20 protein-coding genes and 1 pseudogene are annotated in these 20663 nt (G+C 23.3%); 7 read left to right on the top strand and 14 right to left on the bottom strand.

Annotated elements, in window-relative coordinates:
• Positions 1–24: 24 nt before the first annotated feature.
• The 14 genes and pseudogenes from N3A58_01125 to N3A58_01060 form a co-directional block, all read right to left on the bottom strand.
• Positions 25–723, bottom strand: a complete 699-nt coding sequence (locus tag N3A58_01125; protein ID MCX8058000.1) for a hypothetical protein — start codon at positions 721–723, stop codon at positions 25–27.
• A 79-nt stretch (positions 724–802) separates the two neighbouring features.
• Positions 803–1300, bottom strand: a complete 498-nt coding sequence (locus N3A58_01120; GenBank protein MCX8057999.1) for a CvpA family protein — start codon at positions 1298–1300, stop codon at positions 803–805.
• A gap of 167 nt (positions 1301–1467) precedes the next feature.
• The gene (locus N3A58_01115; protein MCX8057998.1) at positions 1468–3321 is read right to left on the bottom strand and encodes an ABC transporter substrate-binding protein; all 1854 of its coding nucleotides are present in this window, start codon (positions 3319–3321) and stop codon (positions 1468–1470) included.
• Positions 3322–3761: 440 nt separating this feature from the next.
• A pseudogene (gene nuoF / locus N3A58_01110) lies at positions 3762–5549 on the bottom strand (NADH-quinone oxidoreductase subunit NuoF).
• A gap of 45 nt (positions 5550–5594) precedes the next feature.
• On the bottom strand, positions 5595–5948 hold the full coding sequence (locus N3A58_01105) for a (2Fe-2S) ferredoxin domain-containing protein (GenBank protein MCX8057997.1): 354 nt from the start codon (positions 5946–5948) through the stop codon (positions 5595–5597).
• Positions 5949–6068: 120 nt separating this feature from the next.
• Positions 6069–6611, bottom strand: coding sequence for an ATP-binding protein (locus N3A58_01100; protein ID MCX8057996.1), 543 nt, complete (start codon positions 6609–6611; stop codon positions 6069–6071).
• Between the two features lie 26 nt (positions 6612–6637).
• On the bottom strand, positions 6638–7126 hold the full coding sequence (locus tag N3A58_01095) for an NAD(P)H-dependent oxidoreductase subunit E (GenBank protein MCX8057995.1): 489 nt from the start codon (positions 7124–7126) through the stop codon (positions 6638–6640).
• 87 nt (positions 7127–7213) lie between these two features.
• Complete coding sequence (locus N3A58_01090) at positions 7214–8461, bottom strand: lysophospholipase (protein MCX8057994.1); 1248 nt, start codon at positions 8459–8461, stop codon at positions 7214–7216.
• A 72-nt stretch (positions 8462–8533) separates the two neighbouring features.
• Entirely contained in the window at positions 8534–9217 is a 684-nt protein-coding gene (locus N3A58_01085; protein ID MCX8057993.1) for a TonB family protein, read from the bottom strand.
• Positions 9218–9276: 59 nt separating this feature from the next.
• Entirely contained in the window at positions 9277–9678 is a 402-nt protein-coding gene (locus N3A58_01080) for a biopolymer transporter ExbD (GenBank protein ID MCX8057992.1), read from the bottom strand.
• Positions 9679–9772: 94 nt separating this feature from the next.
• The gene (locus N3A58_01075; protein MCX8057991.1) at positions 9773–11473 is read right to left on the bottom strand and encodes a VacB/RNase II family 3'-5' exoribonuclease; all 1701 of its coding nucleotides are present in this window, start codon (positions 11471–11473) and stop codon (positions 9773–9775) included.
• A gap of 20 nt (positions 11474–11493) precedes the next feature.
• Positions 11494–12759 (bottom strand): CNNM domain-containing protein, encoded by a 1266-nt coding sequence (locus tag N3A58_01070; GenBank protein MCX8057990.1) that lies wholly within the window; start codon positions 12757–12759, stop codon positions 11494–11496.
• A gap of 18 nt (positions 12760–12777) precedes the next feature.
• Positions 12778–13791, bottom strand: coding sequence for a CNNM domain-containing protein (locus N3A58_01065; GenBank protein MCX8057989.1), 1014 nt, complete (start codon positions 13789–13791; stop codon positions 12778–12780).
• A gap of 37 nt (positions 13792–13828) precedes the next feature.
• Positions 13829–14428, bottom strand: coding sequence for a MotA/TolQ/ExbB proton channel family protein (locus N3A58_01060; protein ID MCX8057988.1), 600 nt, complete (start codon positions 14426–14428; stop codon positions 13829–13831).
• Between the two features lie 429 nt (positions 14429–14857).
• Here N3A58_01060 and N3A58_01055 point away from each other — a divergent pair, with 429 nt between their 5' ends.
• The 7 genes from N3A58_01055 to cbiB all read left to right on the top strand — a co-directional run bounded on the left by N3A58_01055 (position 14858) and on the right by cbiB (position 20658).
• Positions 14858–15793, top strand: a complete 936-nt coding sequence (locus tag N3A58_01055) for an RnfABCDGE type electron transport complex subunit D (protein MCX8057987.1) — start codon at positions 14858–14860, stop codon at positions 15791–15793.
• Positions 15794–15861: 68 nt separating this feature from the next.
• Positions 15862–16683 (top strand): FMN-binding protein, encoded by an 822-nt coding sequence (locus tag N3A58_01050; GenBank protein ID MCX8057986.1) that lies wholly within the window; start codon positions 15862–15864, stop codon positions 16681–16683.
• A gap of 123 nt (positions 16684–16806) precedes the next feature.
• Positions 16807–17418, top strand: coding sequence for an NADH:ubiquinone reductase (Na(+)-transporting) subunit D (locus tag N3A58_01045; protein MCX8057985.1), 612 nt, complete (start codon positions 16807–16809; stop codon positions 17416–17418).
• Positions 17415–17999, top strand: coding sequence for an NADH:ubiquinone reductase (Na(+)-transporting) subunit E (locus N3A58_01040; protein MCX8057984.1), 585 nt, complete (start codon positions 17415–17417; stop codon positions 17997–17999). The genes N3A58_01045 and N3A58_01040 overlap by 4 nt, the downstream gene beginning before the upstream one ends.
• Before the next feature lie 38 nt (positions 18000–18037).
• Positions 18038–19174: a 2Fe-2S iron-sulfur cluster binding domain-containing protein gene (locus N3A58_01035; protein MCX8057983.1), complete on the top strand. Its 1137-nt coding sequence runs from the start codon at positions 18038–18040 to the stop codon at positions 19172–19174.
• A gap of 57 nt (positions 19175–19231) precedes the next feature.
• A complete protein-coding gene (locus N3A58_01030) occupies positions 19232–19687 on the top strand; it encodes a hypothetical protein (GenBank protein MCX8057982.1) in 456 nt (151 codons plus the stop codon).
• The gene (gene cbiB / locus N3A58_01025) at positions 19684–20658 is read left to right on the top strand and encodes an adenosylcobinamide-phosphate synthase CbiB (GenBank protein ID MCX8057981.1); all 975 of its coding nucleotides are present in this window, start codon (positions 19684–19686) and stop codon (positions 20656–20658) included. The genes N3A58_01030 and cbiB overlap by 4 nt, the downstream gene beginning before the upstream one ends.
• Positions 20659–20663 lie beyond the last annotated feature (5 nt).

The following is a 20663-nucleotide window of genomic DNA, read 5'->3' as shown; positions in this document are numbered from 1 at the left end:
TTAAATTTGAAATAAATTAAAATTTTAATTTTCATTTAAAAATTGTTGAAGAAGTTTATAAAATTTATTTAAAGATTTTCTTATTTCACTTTTTGTAAAATAAGTTATGTAATCGAGTTCTTCCTGCAAAATAATACTTCTATTTTCAGAAACATTTCTATAAATTTTTCTTCTTTCCTTTCCATCCATTATAGAAAGTATTGAAACAAGTTCTAAGTTGCTCATTCTTTCACAAGTTTTAGCAACAATATCATCAAGAATACCAGAAATCTTTGTAATTGGAGGAAAATTTTTTGAAAATTTCCAATATAACTCTTCATCCACATTTTTAATATTTTCTAAAACCACATTTTTTTCTTTTTCATTTAAATAACTCATAATATAATTCAAAATAGATTCAATATCAGATTTTTCATCAATCAATTTAACCATCAATAGATCACCTTCATCAATAGATAAAGGAATTATCATAGTTTTAGAATTATCATCAAAGGTTAAATCGTAAATTAATTTTATAATTAAATTTCCAATTTTTATTCCAATTATTTTGTCTTTCTTATAAATTTTAATTTTTTCATCATTTATAATATAACCATTTCCAATAATCTCTTCAATTAAAGGAATATATTTTTTCCTTTCAAGGACTTCTATATCTTTATTTGATAAATTTTTTAATTTTATCAATTCTTTTAACCTTTCTGCAAATCTCTTTTTTAATAACATATTAAAACTCTTACTAAATTTGAATGTTCTTTTATTATTAATTGTAACTTTGTTATTGCTTGAATAATAAAAACTTATTCTATTTAATAAAAATATCTTTCAATCTAAGAAAAAGTTTATAAGAAAATGAAGAACTAAATATATCATTGATAAATTTAATTTGAAGATTCTTTATATATTTATAATATAAAATCAATATTAATATAATTATTATAAAAGCTTCAACAAATCCTACTATAAATCCAAGACTCCTATTCAATCCCCCAATCCAAGAATAATTTGCATTATTTTCATAACCAGAAAGAAGAGGGTTAAATATAAGTTTCAAAATAAGATAAAAAAATAAAAAAACAAGAAAAAATAGAATAATAACTAAAAAGTATATTTTCCCCCATTTTGAAAAAACAAATTTTTTAATACTTTCAGAAATAAAAAATGTAAATAAAAAACTAGCAATAATATAAGCTAAAGAAAACAATTTTTTCAAAAATCCTTTAAAATACGAAGTGATTGAAATTGATAAAACTAAAAGTAAAGAAAAAAAATCAAAATAGTTTATAATCTTAAATATTTCCAAAGCCCCCTCCTAAAATATTATCTTAATTCTAAATAATATTTATAGATTTAATAAAATATATATCATTTTTTTATTTTTTCAAAAATAAAAAGGGGTTACCCCTTTCAATAAGAGATAACCCCTTTATAATTAAGCGATTTTTATTTTAAAAAGTATTAAATTAAATATTATTGTTTTTTCTCCCAGAATAAATATCTTCTATCAATTCCAATAACAACATCATAATAGAAGTTTTTAATTCCTCTTTTTACTGCAACAAGACCTAAAGATTGAACAGTATAAATAAGTGGTAATTCCTCACATAATATTTTTAAGATATTTGACCAATAAACTTTTCTTTTTGCTTGATCAACTTCATATTTAAATGGTAAGAAGTTTTTAACAATTTCAAGTTCCCATGGATATGCTGGATTGAAAATATCTTCCTGTAAAGGATACCACATATGTAAGTTTCCATCTGGCATCCATACATTTTCACCAGTTTCTGGATATCTTGAACCAGTTAAACCAATTTGTATACATTCCCAATCAAATGTAGATGTTAACTTTGAAACAAGAGTATTAAAATCTATAGGTCTTGCAGTTGTTTTAAGACCTGCTTTTTTAGCTTCTTCATTAACTATATTTAATATTCTTTCTCTTACAGTGTTCCCAGCATTTGTCAACATTTCAAATTCAACTGTAACACCTTTATCATCTTCAAGGAAACCATCACCATTTGTATCTTTCCATCCCATCTCAGCAAAGAATTGTTTAGCTTTTGCAGGATTATACATATATACATTTTTAACATTAGGATCATACATAGGAGATTGAACTGGTGTTGGTGAAAGTTGAGGAGCTCCAATACCATCAAGAACGTTAATAACTATAGTCTCTCTATCTATTAACATTGAGAAAGCTTGTCTAAATTTTTTATTTGTAAACCATCTTAATTTTTGAGCAGGAACTTTATTTGGATTCTGGTTAAATACAAAGAAAGTTGTTCCAAGTGTTGGGCCCCCAGACCATATATCAATACCTAATTTATCTTGTTCATTGACAAGAGCCTTATAATCTTCTCCTCTCATTCCATAAATATCAGATTCACCATTTTTAAATCTTAAAAGATCAGCATTTTGATCTTTTACTATTGAAATAACTATCTTATCAAGATAAGGAAGTCTTTGACCTTTTGCATCTTTCTTCCAATAATTTTTATTTCTTGTCATTACAATCATTGAGTTAGTTATATATTGTTCAACAATAAATGGTCCATTAACAACAAATTCTTTTGGATTGGTTCCAGCATTCCAGAATGTTTTGAATGTCTTTCCATCATCTTTTGAAATAACAGGTTCAATTATATGTTTTGGCATAACTGCATAAGAGATTCTTAATAATGGGTTTGCAATTATTCTTGGGAATAAATACTTAACTGTATATTGATCAACTTTTTCACATTTAATTGGTTGTTGAGTCTTATCAGGCATTGTTAAAAAATATGAATTATATCCATTAATAAGAATGTTTTCATTCAATATAACTTTATTGTGATAATAAACAACATCATCAGCTGTAAATGGTTTTCCATCAGACCACTTAACATCTCTTCTTAATTTAACAACTATTTCCATTTTACCAGCTGGCTTTTTAAGTTGAGGGTCAGTTTGACCATATTTTTCATCCAATATTATCTGGTAAGATTCAGCTAAATTACCAACAAAATCTTTAGTATTTGGATCAATTTCAAATAAAGAATCAAACATTAAACCAATAATAAAACTAGATGTTGCATCAGCAGAGGCAGCCATATTAAAAGTTTTTGGGTCTCCTAAAATGGATTCTCTAAATTGGCCACCATAAGTTCCTATTTGCCATGTAATAGGATACTGAATAACTTTTGTTCCTTGTAACTGATACATACTCATATCAAGAGAACCAGCTACAGGTGTAGGTTGCCCTTCTTTTCCAGCAAATAAAACTAAAAAAGAAGCCATTAAAAGTGCAACCAAAAGAAAAGATAAACCTCTTCTTTTCATTACAGTTCCTCCATAAATTATTTTAATAATTCATATTTAGAATAAATTATTATTTTTTTTTGTCAATAATTTTTTTTATTTTTTTATTAAAATTAGGTTTTATTAAAAAAAGTAAAAGTTTAATAATAATAATATTTATGTATTATTTTTTATAAAATTTATTTGATAATTATTTTAATTGTTATTTATTTATAAACAAATATCATTTAAAAATTTATAACATTGAAATTTTTTTAAAAAAAGGAACTGAATAATTTATTTATTCAGTTCCTTTACTAAAATTAATTTTTTATTATTTATTTATTATTTGTTCAATGCCACTTTTTGATTTTAATATTCAAGAATATAAGCAATCATCAAATTTCATAATACTCTTCTTCAGCTTTTTCTAAAGGAGATTTTTTTATAGCTTTTGAAATATTAATCTTTATTCCAGAATTTTTATTTATAGCATCAAAAGGACAAACATCAAAACAATTTCCACATTTTATACATTTACTTTGATCAATAATAAAAGGTTTTTTTCTTATCTCCCCTGAAATACAATTAACAGGACAATTCCTGGCACATATACCGCATTTTTTACATTTCTCAGAATCTATTTCAAAATAAATAAGGTCTCGACATTCTCTTGCTTCACAGTACCCTTTTTCTATATGATCTAAATATTCATTTTTGAAATATTTTAAGGTAGATAAAACTGGATTTGGAGCTGTTTGGCCAAGACCACATAAGGCAGTTTTATTTATATTTTTCCCAAGTTCTTCTAATTTTTCTAAATCTTCCAGGGTTCCTTGTCCTTTTGTTATTTTATCAAGAATTGCATACATCTGTTTTAAGCCAATTCTACATGGAACACATTTTCCACATGATTCAAAAGTTGTAAATTCAAGAAAAAACTTAGCAGTAGAAACCATACAATTTGATTCATCCATTACAATGCATCCACCAGAACCCATCATAGCACCAAGTTTTATTAAAGATTCATAATCAATGGGAGTATCAATATGCTCAGCTGGTATACATCCGCCTGAAGGACCTCCAAATTGGACAGCTTTAAGTTTTTTGTTTCCAGGAACACCACCTCCAATATCATAAATTAATTCTCTTATAGTTGTTCCCATTGGAACTTCAGCTAATCCAGAATTTTTTATTTTACCTGAAAGTGCAAAAACTTTTGTTCCTTTAGAAGTTTCTGTTCCAATTGAAGCAAACCATTTTGCTCCATTTAAAATTATATGTCTTATATTTGCATAAGTTTCAACATTGTTAACCAATGTTGGTTTCCCCCATAAACCTTTATTTGCTGGGAAAGGGGGTCTAGGCCGTGGCATACCCCTTTTACCTTCAATTGAATGAATTAAAGCTGTCTCTTCACCACAAACAAAAGCACCTGCCCCTATTCTTATTTCAAGATCAAAATCAAAACCAGAATTAAATATATTATTACCTAATAACTCATATTTCCTTGCTTGTTCAATCGCATATTGAAGTCTTTTAATTGCAAGAGGATATTCTGCTCTTACATAAACATAGCCTTTCTTTGCACCAACTGCATACCCTGCTATTGTCATTCCTTCAATTACAGCATGAGGATCGCCTTCAAGAACACTTCTATCCATAAATGCACCTGGATCTCCTTCATCTGCATTACAAATAACAAACTTTTCATCTCCTTTAGCAGACTTAACAAAACTCCATTTTAAACCAGTTGGGAAACCACCTCCTCCTCTACCTCTTAATCCAGATGCTTTTATCTCTTCTATAACTTGTTCAGGAGTCATAGAGCTTAAAACTTTTCCTAAAGCTTCATATCCACCTGTAGCTATATATTCTTCTAAAGATTCTGGATTAATTATACCACAATTTTTTAAAACTATTTTTTCTTGTTTAACAAAATAATCAATTTCTTTATGCGATTTTATTACCTCTTTAGTTTCATCTGATTCATACATCAATCTTTTTACAGGTCTTCCTTTTAAGAAATGTTGTTCTACAATTTCTTTTGCATCATCAGCTTTTACAAATTTATAAAAAATACCTTCTGGATAAACAAGAACTACAGGACCTAATTGACATGGTCCCATACAACCTGTTTCTATAATTTGAACTTCTGAATTTAAACCATGAGCATCTATTTCATGTAAGAGAGCATCCTTTGTTTCCTTTGATTTAGCAGATAAACAAGCAGCCCCAGAACAAACAAGAACATTCAATCTTACTGCCATCTTTTTCTCCCTAAATATATTTGTTTATTTTTTTTTTAAACACTATCAAACCATAAATTCTTTAATTACTTTACCACCAATAATATGATCTTCTATTATTTTTATAGCTTTTTTTGGATCAATATTACCATATATAATTTTTTCCTTACCTTCTTCAACAATTTCAACTATAGGTTCTGCAGAAGATAAACCTTTTTCACCTGTTTGAGTAACTATAACATCTTTTATTCCTCTTTTTGATATTTCATCTACGAATGTTTTAAGTACTTCTCTTGCTCCAGCAGCAATACCAGATGTACCCATTCCAACTACTATTTTTATTTTAGCTTCACTGTTTCTCAACTGTAATTCAGCTTGTGCTTTTTCTCTTATTTTTCTTAATTCTTCAAGTGATTTCATAATTCCCCCTTAAATTTTTTAATAAATATATCGCTAATAAACTGCAAATAATTCATTTATTTAATCTTAAAATATTAAAAAATATTAAAATATTAATATTTACTATAATATTTATTTTTTTTAATAAATCTTCTCACAATTTAAATTTATCTCTTCAAGTCCATTCTTAATATAATCTTTTAAAAAATTTATAACATCAGGATTTGATAAACTTATACCTTGCAGTTCATCTTTTATCACCTTAGTATCAATAATAAACTCTTTCTCATTGTTAGATATTTTTATATAAAAATTAATATCTTCATGGCCTATAATTAAAGTAAAAATAGTATCATATAATTTACCAAGTGGTTGTCTATCAATGTTATCTTTAACAAAGATAGCTTCTACAATTGTTCCTTTCCCTGGTTCAGAAAAAATATTAAAATTACCTCCTGTTAAAAGAGCATTCATTTTGAAAAGTGGAAGCCCAAGCCCTACTTTTTTTTCTCTCTCTTGTTTTGTAGTATAAAAAGGCGATAATATTAAATTTAACTTGTCTTTTTCTATTCCTTTCCCATTATCTTCAATTCTAATTTTCAATATATTTTTATTATCATTTAATTCTATTATTATTTTTATTAATGTACTTTTGGCAGAAATTGAATTTTCAACAAGATCAATTATATGAAGACATAATTCATCCAGAACTATTTCCCCTCTTCTTTATATTTTTTAATAATTTCTTTTACTTTTTTCTTATCAACATTACCATAAACTTCTTCATTAACCATAATTGCTGGAGCGAGTCCGCAAGCACCAAAACATCTTGCAGAACTCAGTGTAAAAAGCAAATCTTTAGTTGTTTCACCATGTTTTACTCCAAGTTCTTCTTCAAAATACTCCAATACTCTATTAGCTCCTTTAACAAAACATGCAGTACCCAAACAAACATTTATTACATATTTACCTCTAGGTTTCATAGTAAAAAAGTTGTAAAATGTAACTACACCATAAACTTGAGACATCGGAACACCTAATTCTCTTGCAACAAATTTTTGAACTTCTATTGGTAAATACCCAAATATTTCTTGAGCTTTATGTAATACATTAATTAAAGGACCAGCACTATTTTTCACATTAAGTATATATTCTTTTAACTCATCATATTTTTCATGGATTTCTTTTTTATCAACCATTAAATTCTCCTGAAAAATTTATTTCACTTTTATTTAATATTTTTTTTATATATTGTCAATTAAATTTTGTTTTAACTATATTTCAATTTATAAAGAATGCTTTTGTAAAAGATCCAAAAATATATTTAATCTCTTTTCATCATAATCTAAAAAGTCATGACAAAAACCAGGGAGAGAATATAAATTTTTTTCTTTACTTATACTTTGTATTATTTCTGAAATTTTATATATTCTTTTCTGATCAACTATTATATCATTTTCTCCAATATAAAAAATAATATTCTTACAATAATATTCTAAAATATTTCTCAAATTTAATAAATCACTTTTGTTTTTTTTATTATTAAACAAAATAGATAATTTTTTTATATATTTATAAAGATCATTTTGATATTTAGTTATATAAGCAAGCCACCTTATAGATCGTAATCTGTGTATTCTCTTATCTTTAAATCTTCTCTTTAAATAATCATAATTATCAGTCAAATTTTTATAAAGTTCAATATAAAATTCTTCACCTTTTTTAAAAATTTCATTTTGTGTTTTCTGAGAAAGTAAAATATAAGGATTAAAAAATTTATAAAATATACTTATTAAAAACAAAATAAAATGGTTAGTTAATCTTTTATGAGTGTACAGCCATGGGCATAGTAATATAATCTTTTTAACAGAATTTAAATATCTAAATTCACAGTTATCCCATTTTTTTTTGTTGTTATTTTTATTATTAATATAAGTTTTTGTTAAAAATAAAAACAAATAATAAAATACTTCAAAACCTCCCATTGAAAAACCAATAAATATAAACTCTGGATCCTTTAGCTCATTAGTTGACACTAAATTTAAAGCCCCTTTTTTTAAAAATAATAATTTGTTATAATAAAATTTATATACTAAATCTATATTTTGGAAATAATAATCTAAATCTTCAATTGTACCTCTTATGCCATCAGATGATCCATAACCTTCCTGGTCAAAAGTAAGAATATTATAACCTCTTTTTATAAAATAAAATAAGAATAATGGATGAGAAGATGAATTTTCTGCATTACCATGAATAAAAAAAATAGTTGGTTTTAATGGGTCAAGCAACCAGTATTGATAAAAGATTTTTTTACCCCTATCATTATTTATATAACCAAAAAAATGATATTTATTAATACCTTCATCATAAAAAACTAAACCTTCATCAGAATCAATCTTATAATAATATTTTTTATCATTAAAAATAAAACTATCTTCTATTGATACCTTTTCTCTTAATTTTTTCTGCAAATTAAAATCAATATTATCTTTAGAAAGAAATAAGTATTTTATAAATTCTAATATTTTCAAAAAATTCTCCTAATATAAAATTTCAAAAAGCATTTTAATTTAAAAATTCATCAAAAAAAATTTATATAAATATTAATTAAAATTAAAGATAAAAGTAACTTTCCCAGAATCTATCCTATCTTCAGAAATCATATTAAAAACCCATTTTCTTACTACTTCTTTACATATATTATCAAGTTCAGGTATACCTGATGACTGGTATATTTGTACAAATATTACAGATCCAAATTTATTAACTTCAATATATACTATAACTATAAATTTTCCTGATAACTTTTTCAAACTATCGGGTACTTGAGGAATAATTTTGATCTGAATCTTTCTTGATACATTATTATCCCATATAATTTCAGATGATTCGGTACCTCCACCAGATGAAGTTTTAACTGTTGTAAGTTCTGATAGTATACTTTTATCTTCTTCTACAACCTGCTCTTTTTTTTCTTCTTTTCCTTCTGGTTGCTCCTTATTTATATCAATTTTTTTCTCATTTTCTAAATTTGACTGAATATAAGTTTTAGCATTTTCTTCTTTTTTTTCTATTTTATTCTCAGAGGATTTGGTATTATTTTTATTTTCTTTCTTTTCGTAAATTACTTTGCCAATAATTTCTTCTTGCTTCCCTACCAACTTTAAATTTGATTCAGATTCTTCTGTAAAAACAATATTAACTATTATATCTTTATTTAACTCCGAATTTTTAAAGTCTTTATAAATATTTCTATTAAATAAATAAAGAATAATTATAAGATGCAAAATTAAAGAAATAACAAAATATTTTTTAATAAGCCAACCTCATTAATTAATTATTTTTATTAATAACTTTTCACACCTAATGATATATTAAAAAAACCGTTTTTTCTCAGTATATCCATTATATCGATAATTATTTTATACTGTGTATTTTCATCACCATTAATAAAAACAGTAGAAATGCTTTCTTTATCTATACTTTTCAATTTTTCATCAAGAATCTTTAAAGAAACAATTTGATTTTCTAAATATATATTATTTTCCCTATCTATATATATTGATAAATCTTTTGTTTTAACTTTTTCTCCAGTCTGTGATGAAGGTAATTTAATGTTTAATCTCCTAAAATTGTCTAATGTTGTTGATAATAAAAAAAATATCAATAATAGAAAAACCATATCAATAAGGGGGGTCATTTCAATAGAAGCAATAGATCTTTCTCTCTGTTTTCTTTTAATTCTCATTAACTCTACCTTATTTTTATTTTACAATTTATTTTTAATTTATATAAATCTTAGACAAAAATTTATTTATTTCAATTTAGAATTTATATTTAATTTAATCACTTAATTTTTCTTCTATTTTTAGATCAACAAAACCTCTTTTTTCATTTATATAAAATATAGAAACATTAAAATAATCCCCTAGTTTAATTATACTTTGATTATTTCTATCTTCCTTGTAATCTTTTTTTACATACACCAAGTATTCATTATCAAAAAAATAACCTTTTTTATTTAGGATAAAAGAAGGAACAAAACCTTCAATACCGTAATCTTCGAGCTCAAAAAATATTCCATCTTCTATAATTCCAGAAACAAAAGCTTTGAATATAAAATTTTTTTTATCTTTTAAAAATTTGGCACCTTTTAATTTTAAAAAATCTCTTTCAGCTTCTGTTGCATTTCTTTCTGTAAAAGAAACATATTCTGCTATCTTTTTCAATTTATTTTCGTCATAAGGAGACCTCTTTCCTGCTAAAACTGCTTTTAATATTCTATGTATAATTAGATCCGAATATCTTCTTATTGGAGATGTAAAATGGGTATAATCTTCAAAATTTAAACCAAAATGGCCAATATTTTTATCTGAATAAATAGCTTGGGACATAGATCTTAAAATGTATGAAGACAATAGCTTTTCCTCTTTTTTCCCTCTTATTAGTTCTAAAATTTCATTTATCTCTCTTTGATTATATCTTCTAGGTCTTTTAATACCCATTAAATCAAGATATTTATAAACTATTTCTCTTTTTTCTTCTGGTGGGCTATCATGAACTCTAAATATTAAGGGAGCCTTATCTTGGAGATATTTTGCAACAGCTTGGTTTGCAATCAACATAAATTCCTCTATTATTCTTTCTGTTTCTCCTCTAATATATTTATAAATATTATCAGGATAAATATTTGATTTTTTAAACTCAATCTCTATTTCTGGTAAATCAAAATCTATAGAATTATTTTCTATTCTTTTTTTATAAAGTATATTTTTTAATTCCAAACATAAATTAAGAAAATTAAAATATTGATTATTTTTATCTTTTATTAACTGATTACCTATTTCATAAGGTATCCTTTTTTTTACATTAATTATAGAGTTATAAAATTTTGAACTAATAATATCTCCTCTTTTATCAATGATCAATTCAACCGTAACTGTAAGTCTTTCAACTCCTTCATTTAATGAACAAACTATATTTGAGAGCTCAAATGGAAACATTGGAATAACGCACTTTGCAAAATAATAGGAATTACCTCTTTTAAGAGCCTCTTTATCAAGACTGGAACCTATTTTAACATAGTGAGAAACATCAGCAATGTGAACAAAAAGTTTATAATTATCGTCTTCTTTTAACAAAGCAATAGCATCATCAAAATCTTTTGCATTCAATCCATCCATGGTTACAGTAAACAAATCACATAAATTAACTCTTTCTTTTTTTATTTTTTCATTTTCAATGTCTTTTTCATAATTTTGAAAAATTTCAACTGCTTCGTCTATTACTTTTTTAGGGAAATATGGATTAATTTTTATTTTTTTTATTATATATTGTAAATCTTTATCTATAGCAAAAAGATATGGTTTATATAAATCTTTCTCTTTATAAATTACTTTTTCTTTAACAAGACCATTTAATATAGTTTTTATTTTTTTAATTTTTGATTTTTCATCTACATTAAAATATTTTTTAAAATCATCGATTTTTCCAGAGTCATTTGTAAAAAAATACTTAATAATGTTTGTCTTTTTAATTTTCATTTTTTACCCTTGATAAAAATTTAAATTAAAGAAATCTTTATTTTATCTGGAACCCTTTTATTAACAGAAATTACTTCAAAAATAACATTTTGATATTCTATTTTATCTCCTTGGGAAAGTATTTTCCCAGTTAAGTATTGTAAAAAACCATTTAATGTAGAATATCTACCTTCTTTTATTTCAATATTAATTAAATTTTTTAAATATTTAATATTCAAATTAGAATCACAAATATAAACTTTTTCAGAAACCTTTTCAGTATAAAATATTTTATTTTCTCTTTGTAAAAAAATATCTCCATAAAATAAATTAAAAATATCGTTTATATTTACTACACCAGAAACTGAACCATATTGATTTACTGAAAAAAATAAGTTTGAATTGGTTTTATTATAAATTTCAAGTAAATTTAATAAATTTGAACTTTCAAATAAATAGATAGGTATTTCAAGGATATAAAATTTATCTTTTATTATATTATTATCTTCATCTTTTGAATATAGAAAATTAAAGATTTTTTTAATATCAATATAACCAAATATTTTAGAAAAATCTTTTTTAATAAGAATAATATAATCAACAGATTTTGTTTTCAAAATATTTAATATTTTATCCTTTAAATTTATTAAAGAACAATTTTGAAATTCTTCTTCATTAAAATGTATTAATTGGTAAAATGCAAATGGTTTTTTAAAATAAATTATCTTTTGGTTTTCAAATTCAACAATATTATTCAATATTGAACTCTCTTTTTCAAAAATGTCTTTTATTGATTTTCTTATAAAAGAACTTTCTATGTCTTTCGAAACTTCATCATTTAATTCTCTATTTATATTAAATAATAAATCAACAATACTTATGAATTTTTCAAAGAAAAAAATAATAGGATAAAAAATGATTTGTAAAAATTTAAATGGGTAATATGAATATTTTGATAAATAAAAAGGAACTCTTGAAAAAATTAATTTTGGAATTATTTCGCCAATAAAAAGAACAATAAAAGGGAATATTGCCATCATAAAAAAATACTTAAATTTTATATCTCCAAGTGAATAGCTCATCAATTGAGTTGAAGCAATAACACAAAAATTGGTACCAAGAAGAGATACAAGAATTATTTTCTCTCTTTTCTTTGTAAATTTGTGAAGTATATCTGCCCATTTATTATATGAACTTTTAAATTTCAATAGTATAAGATCAAGAGAAAAAAAACCTGTTTCTGAACCAGCAAAAAAACCTTCTAAAAGAATAAAAATAAAAGATAAAAAAATATAATGTAATTTCATTGCTTTAGTTTTCAATAATTATTTATTACTATTTAAATTAACATTTAAAATTTTATTAACTAAATAATTTGAGAAAACTATTCCAGAAAACTGAAAATATTCATCAATTACAAAAATTATCTCTTCTCCCTTATTAAAAATTATATCCAAAACTTTAGATAAATTAGCTTTCTCATAAATAATTTCTGGTTTACGAATAAATTTTTTAATTAAATACTCAACAATAGTTTTCTCTTTTTCATTATTTATTTTTAATAAATTGCTTATATTTCCATATTCTTCATTAATATAATTTATAAAATCTCTTTTATCTATATAACCTAAAATAAAATTTTTATCAGGATAATATACGGGTATAAAAAAATTATATTCTCTTAAAAAGATAGAATAGATTTGATTAAGGTTCATAGAATCATTTATAAATAAAACATATTTATATGGAATCATAATATCTTTAACTAACCTATTTTTTGTATTAATTACATTTAAAAAAAGTTTATATTGATAATAATTAATAAGATTATTTTTAAAAGCATCATTCAAAATTAATATTATCTCCTTTTGTTCAATAAAATTATTTTCTTTTTTTATTTTAAAAAAAGGTTTCAAAAAGAAGGATATTATTTTATTTAAATTTTTAAGAAAAATAAAAAGATAATATAATATAAAAAAATTGAAAGGATATATAATTTTATGTAGGGAAATACCTATTTTTTTGGGAAGTATTTCTCCAAATATCAACAATATAATAGTAGATCCAATTATTATTATAAAAATATTTGTATCTGTTGGAAACAACTTATACCCTATATTTTCAGTTAGCAAACCTATAAATATATTAACAACAGTATTTGAAAAAAGAATTAATGGAAGAATATTTTCTTCATTTCTTTTAATAAAACTATAAATACTATAATTTTTTGATTTTTTATTAAAAAAATAATCTTTAACAAGATATAATACAGTTTCAGAAGAAGAAAAAAAAGCAGAAAAAGAAATTAAAATTATCAATAATATTATCTGAATTTCCACAATTATAATATATATAAACTTATAAAAATTTTAACATTTAATCTTTTAAAAATTTTAATATTTCACTGGTATAAACCTGAATATTATCTTCAATATTTGAAGCTTTGTTTTCTAAAATTGTATAAAACAGCATTATAGGAATTGCTATAAACAATCCAGTAGCAGTAGTAATTAGAGCTTCAGAAATACCTGATGCAAGAGCTTTTGGGTCACCAGTCCCAACTTGAGCTACAATTGCAAAATTTTTAATCATTCCCAATACAGTACCTAAAAGACCAAGCATTGTGGAAAGATTAGGTAATACTTTTAATATAGGTAAAAATTTATAAATATTATTTGAAGCTTTTATGTTTTCGAGCTCAGCTACTAGTTCAAGGTCCACATTTGTTAAATTTTTCTCTTTTATTAAGGTTTCAGATATCATTGAAATTGGAGATTTAAAATTTTTAAGATAAGCAATAGATTGATCATAACTTTTAGCTAATATAAAAGATTTTAATCTTAAAAAATTATTTTCCTTAAAATCATTTATTTTATTATAATAAACAAATCTTTCAAGTATTATTGCAAAAGCAAAAATTGATGTTAAAAATAAAGGTATCATTAAAATACCACCAGCTTGAAAAATATTATTCATAAAAAATACTCCTTTTTAATATTTTTTAGACAAAAACAAAGAAATATCTACAAACTAATTTCTTCGTATTAATTTACCCAAAAATTGTTTTATTAAAACTTAAAATAAATAAAAACAAATTTTATTCAAAAAATATTATTTTATTATACTAAAAATAAGTTATTATAAATATATTTATATGTCAAGCTTAATTGAATTTTTTATTATATATTTTTGACTTTTTACAAAATTGTAATAAAATAAAGTTGAATTTTGAATTTAATAATACCTTCAATTTACAATAAAATTAATAAACTTTTAAAGATTATTTATTTTAAGCCTATATTATAAATTAAACAATTATTAAATAGACAAAATCAAAAATATGGAATGTGAACTTTGATTTACTTAATCAAAAATATTTATAATTTTATAAAAAGGAAATATTTTATGGAATTATTGAAAATTCAAAAACAAAAACCAATGACAATTGTTTTAATTTCTTTAATTCCTATAATTTTATTCTCAACTTTAATTTTTGGTATAAAAGTTCTTATACTTTTAATAATAAATTCAATAGTAGCTTATATATGTGAGTACCTTTTTTTATATAAAAAAAATGAAAAAGTATCAGAAGCTGTTTTTGTAACTTCATTTCTTTACACTTTGACATTACCTCCCACAATTCCTTTATATATTTCACTTATAGGAATTGTTTTTGCCATTGTAATCGGAAAAATGGTTTTTGGTGGTTTTGGAAGAAATATTTTTAACCCTGCTTTAACAGGCAGAGCTTTTATTTATATAAATTTTGGAGTTTTAATGACTTCAAAATGGGTAACCCCAATAATCAATTTAGAAAGTAATTTTTCTATAAATATTTCAGATTTTATAAATAAACTAATAAAAATAAAATATGATTCTATAACTTCTGCAACACCTCTTGTTAAACCAGAAAATTTTAATCTATTATCATTAATTACTGGTTTTATTCCAGGATCAATAGGTGAAACTTCAGCAATAATTATTATAATTTGTGGGATTTTTTTATTAATAAAAAAAGTTGCAAATATTAAATCAGTTTTCCATACACTTTTATCTTTTCTAATTTTTCAAACAATACTTTATCTAATTAATAAAAATGACTTTATGAACCCTATATATGCTATATTTTCTGGTGGATTCTTATTCGGTCTGTTTTTTATGGTTACTGACCCTGTATCATCTCCAAATAAAGACAAATCTAAAATTTTATATGGAATTATTATTGGATTTTTAACTGTATTAATAAGAGAATTTGCAAATTGGAGAGAAGGAATGATGTTTGCAATTCTTTTTGGTAACATGATTGCACCGACTCTTGACATACTTTTTGTCAAAAAATAAATAAAAGATAAATAATAATACTTAATTTTTTATCTAATTTTAGAAAAAATAGCTTTAAGGAAATTTTTATGAATAAAAGTAAATTAAAAGAAAACATAAAAACTATACTATATATATTCTTTATAACATTTATTTTTATTGGATTTCTAGGTTTTGTTAACTTTGTTTTTGAAGAGAAAATTAAAAGAAATGAAGAAATTTTTCTTATAAAAGCATTATTAAAATCTTCAGGTTTTGAAAAGAATACAAATATTTTAAACGAAATAAAAAAAGAATATAAATTAGAAATAAAAAATTTAAATATTTTATTTGAAAGCAGAAATGAAAATTTATTAATAAGTATATATAAAAATCTATTCTATAAAATAAATTTCAAAAATCATACTTTTTATCTTTTTTTTAATAGCTTTAATTTTAAAAAAGAATTTGAAAATATGATTAAAAATTTAAATAATAATTTTAATAATAATAAAACATTTATTAATCTTATTTTTGAATATATAAAAGATGGAAAAATTTACTCAATTGTTTTTATTGTAATAGGACCAGGATTATGGGGTGAAATAACTGCAACTATTGGAGTTAAATATAATCAAGAAATAATTCCATCTATTACTATAGATGATAATTTTATAAAGAATTTAAATTGTATAACAGGTATAGAGTTTTTAAAACAATCTGAAACACCTGGACTTGGTGGTAGAATATCTGAAGATTGGTTTAAAAGAAGTTTTGAAGGGAAACTATTACCGTTAGAATTAAAAAAAGAAGATTCTCAAATTAATAAAAATACTATTGAAGCTATAACTGGAGCAACTATAACAACAAATTATATTTTATCTATTTTTAACCTTGAATTAAAAAAAATAATTGAAGAGATCTTTGAATAGATAATTTTTATAAAATATTTAATAAAATTTTATTATATTAAATTAATCTGTGTTATTATATAAAACAATATTTAATTATTAATAAATTAACATTAGTTAAAAGATTACAAAAATGAGGATTTTATGAAAAAAGGAGAGATTACAAAAATATTTAAAGATAACTTATTTTATAAAAATCCAGTAGTTGTTCAAATACTTGGAATATGCTCAACACTTGCTGTTACAAATTTCGTTAAAAATACCTTAGTAATGTGTTTTGGACTTATTTTTACAACAACTTTATCAAACTTAACTGTATCTATATTGCGAAAAAGTATTCCTTCTAAAATAAGATTAATGGTTGAAACTTTAATAATAGCTTCTTATGTAATAGTTATAGATATTATATTAAAAACTTTTCTACCAGATATCTCAAGACAATTAGGTCCTTATGTTGGATTAATAATTACTAATTGCATAGTTCTTGGGAGAACAGAAGCTTTTGCTCTATCAAATCCTCCACTTTTATCACTTATTGACGGTTTTTCTTCTGGTCTTGGATATTCTATTATTTTAATCACAATTTCTATTATAAGAGAAGTGCTAGGAATGGGTACAGTTTTTGGATTTCAAGTATTAGATCCTAATTTCACAAAATGGACATTAATGGTAATGGCACCTGGTGGTTTCTTTGTTTTAGCTTTGTTAATTTGGTTTCTAAAAGCTTTTTTAATTAGAGAGGAGGATAAAAAATGAATTTAATAAGTTTATATATATTTATTGGATCAATTTTAACAAATAATATTTTATTAACTAACTTTCTTGGAATGTGTTCTTTTTTGGCTGTTTCAAAGGATATTAAAACCTCAGCTGGATTAGGTCTTGCTGTTACTTTTGTTATGACTTTTACAACTGGCTTAAATTGGCTTGTATACTACTTTATTTTAGTCCCTCTAAAATTAGAATTTTTAAGATTTATTATATTTATTATTGTTATAGCTGCTTTTGTTCAAATATTAGAAATGATTATTGAAAGAGTTTCAGAAAATTTATACATTTCACTTGGAATTTTTCTTCCTTTAATAACTGTAAATTGTGCTATTCTTGGAGTATGTTTATTCATGATTATTAGAAATTATAATTTTATAAATTCTGTCATTTATGGTTTTGGTGGAGGACTTGGGTGGTCATTTGCAATAATTGTTATGGCGGGAATTAGATCAAAGTTAAAATTAGACAAAATACCAAAGGGATTAGAAAATGCTGGAATAGCATTAATAATAGCTGGTATAATGGCCTTAATATTTACAGGTTTTGCAGGCATTATAAAAATATGAATAAATGATAATTATAAAAAAGATAGAAGGGATATATTATGTTTTACTTTTTAATTATTCAAGCAGAATTTTATAATCTTCTAAAAAATATTTTAATAATCTCAACTTTTACTTCTATTTTAACATTAATAATAATTATTATTGATTCAACAGTTGGTAATTATGGTATAAAAAAAATAATTATTAATAACAAAAAAACTTTAGAAGTAGAAGGCGGAAAAAGTTTACTAGCTTCTCTTACATCTAATAATATTTTTATCCCTTCTGCTTGTGGAGGAAAAGGTGCTTGTGGTTTATGTAAAATTAAATTATTATCGCCAAAAAATACAACTATTTTACCTACTGAAGTTCCTTGGCTTTCTAAAGATGAAATAAATCAAAATATACGACTTTCGTGTCAATTTAAGGTTAAAGAAGATTTAGAAATATTTATTCCAGAAGAATTTTTTAATATTAAAAAGTTTGAAGTAGAGGTTGTTGAAATTTTTGATCTAACATATGACATTAAAGGATTAAAATTAAAATTACTTAATCCTGATAAAATAGAATTTAAAGCTGGTCAGTTTATTCAAATAGAAGTCCCTCCATATGAACTTTCAGAAAATACTGTTTATAGAGCATATTCAATATCATCTGAACCTTATGAGTACAACAATATAGAATTAATGATAAGATATGTAAAAAATGGTATCTGCACAACTTATATACACAAGTATCTTAAAGTAGGTGATAAATTAACAATAAATGGACCTTATGGAGAATTTTATTTAAGAGAGACTGATTCTGATATTGTTTTTATTGCTGGTGGATCTGGAATGGCGCCAATAAAATCAATTATATTGGACATGATAAGAAAAAATATTACCCATAGAAAATCACTATTTATTTTTGGCGCAAGAACAACAAAAGATCTCTTTCTAATTGAATATTTTAAAGAAATTGAAAAAAAACTTCCAAATTTTACTTTTATACCAATCGTTTCCGAACCAAAACCAGAAGAAGATTGGAAAGGTGAAACTGGCCTTGTAACAGATGCTGTAAAAAAATATATTAAAGATACCTCAAATCTTGAAGCTTATCTTTGTGGTAGTCCAGGTATGATAGATGCTTGTGTAAAACTTCTAACTTCAATGGGACTAGATATTAATAAAATATATTATGACAAATTTGCTTAATCAAGAATATTACAATTTATTAATTTTAATAATAATTCTATTAAAAAGAGGGGTTATATGAAAGGTATACCTCAATATAAAAAAATAGAAGAAAACATGAAACCTGGAAAGTTTTCAATTGTTGGTTTTCTTGGTAATGATAAAAGAACACTGTTTGATATAATTTCTGAAGATATTTCTTTGTTAAATCAGCTTGAAATTTCAGTTGAAAAGATTGTTTCTAAACTAAAATACTTTAGGGAAAAAGGATTTGAATTTGATGGATTGGAAGTAGAAGTTGATAAAAAATGGATTGTTTCTGTAAATTCAACCAGAGGCAAAACAAAATGTCCTTTTGAAGATAAAGGATTTTTTCCAAAAACTGAAATAAAATTAAAATATTTACCAGAAAATATTGAAATTAATTATACCGATCTCTCTATACATCTTATAGAAAAGCATAATTTCTTTGGTGGAAAAGGTTCAATATACAGACTTGAACCAGAAATTTTAAAAAAAGTATTAGAAATATAAAATTAAAAAAAGGAAAAGTTATAGAAAAAATTATTGTTTTTATTTTAGCTTTTCTTATAGATATTATATTTGGAGAATATCCTTCAATTATTCACCCTGTCTGCTATATGGGGTTTTTAGGGAAAAAAACTTATAAAATTATCGAGAAAATAAATTTTAAAAAAGATAAAATTAGAAAAACAATCTATTTTTTTTCCGGAATGTTTTCTTTAATAATAGAAGTAAGTTTTTGGATTTTTATAATATTTTTACTTAAATCATTAATAGAAAAATACTTAGAATTAATAATTTCTATTATTTTTAATAAAAATGTTTATAAAATAATATTTTGCTTACAGATTTTAATAGATTCTTTAATATTAAAGTCTACATTTTCTATAAGATCACTCTATATTCATGTAAATAATTGTATTACAGGAGACATTTTTAAATTAAGAAATGAAGTTTCCAAAATAGTAAGTAGAAATGTTGAAAACCTTAATAAAAATCAACTTTATTCAGCTGCCCTTGAAAGTCTTTCAGAGAATATTCCTGACAGTATACTTGCTCCTATTTTTTACTTCTTAATATTCGGACTATATGGAAGTATAATATATAGAATTGTAAATACATATGATGCTCTATTTGGATATAGAAATGAAAAATATGAATTTTTTGGAAAATTTTGTGCTAGAACAGATGATATATTAAACTTTATTCCAGCACGATTGTCCATAATATTTATTATTCCTATTAATCCATTAAACAGTTTAAAATATATTAAAAAATATGGTAATATAAAAATAAATGGCACCTATCCAATGTCTGCATTTGCAGGTATTCAAAATTTGAGTTTTGAAAAACCTAATTGTTATAAATTTGAAGGAAAACCTCCAGAAATGGAAAATATTATTGTTGGATTAAACCATTTTAAAATTATTATCTTTTTAATTTTTATATTTACAATTTTTAGCTTAACAATAATTAAATAAATAAA

The organism is Spirochaetota bacterium (assembly GCA_026415295.1).
In the GTDB taxonomy this organism is placed as follows: Bacteria; Spirochaetota; JAAYUW01; order JAAYUW01; family JAOAHJ01; genus JAOAHJ01.
Note: the sequence above shows the minus strand (reverse complement) of the source record. Positions and strands in the feature narration are given on the sequence as shown.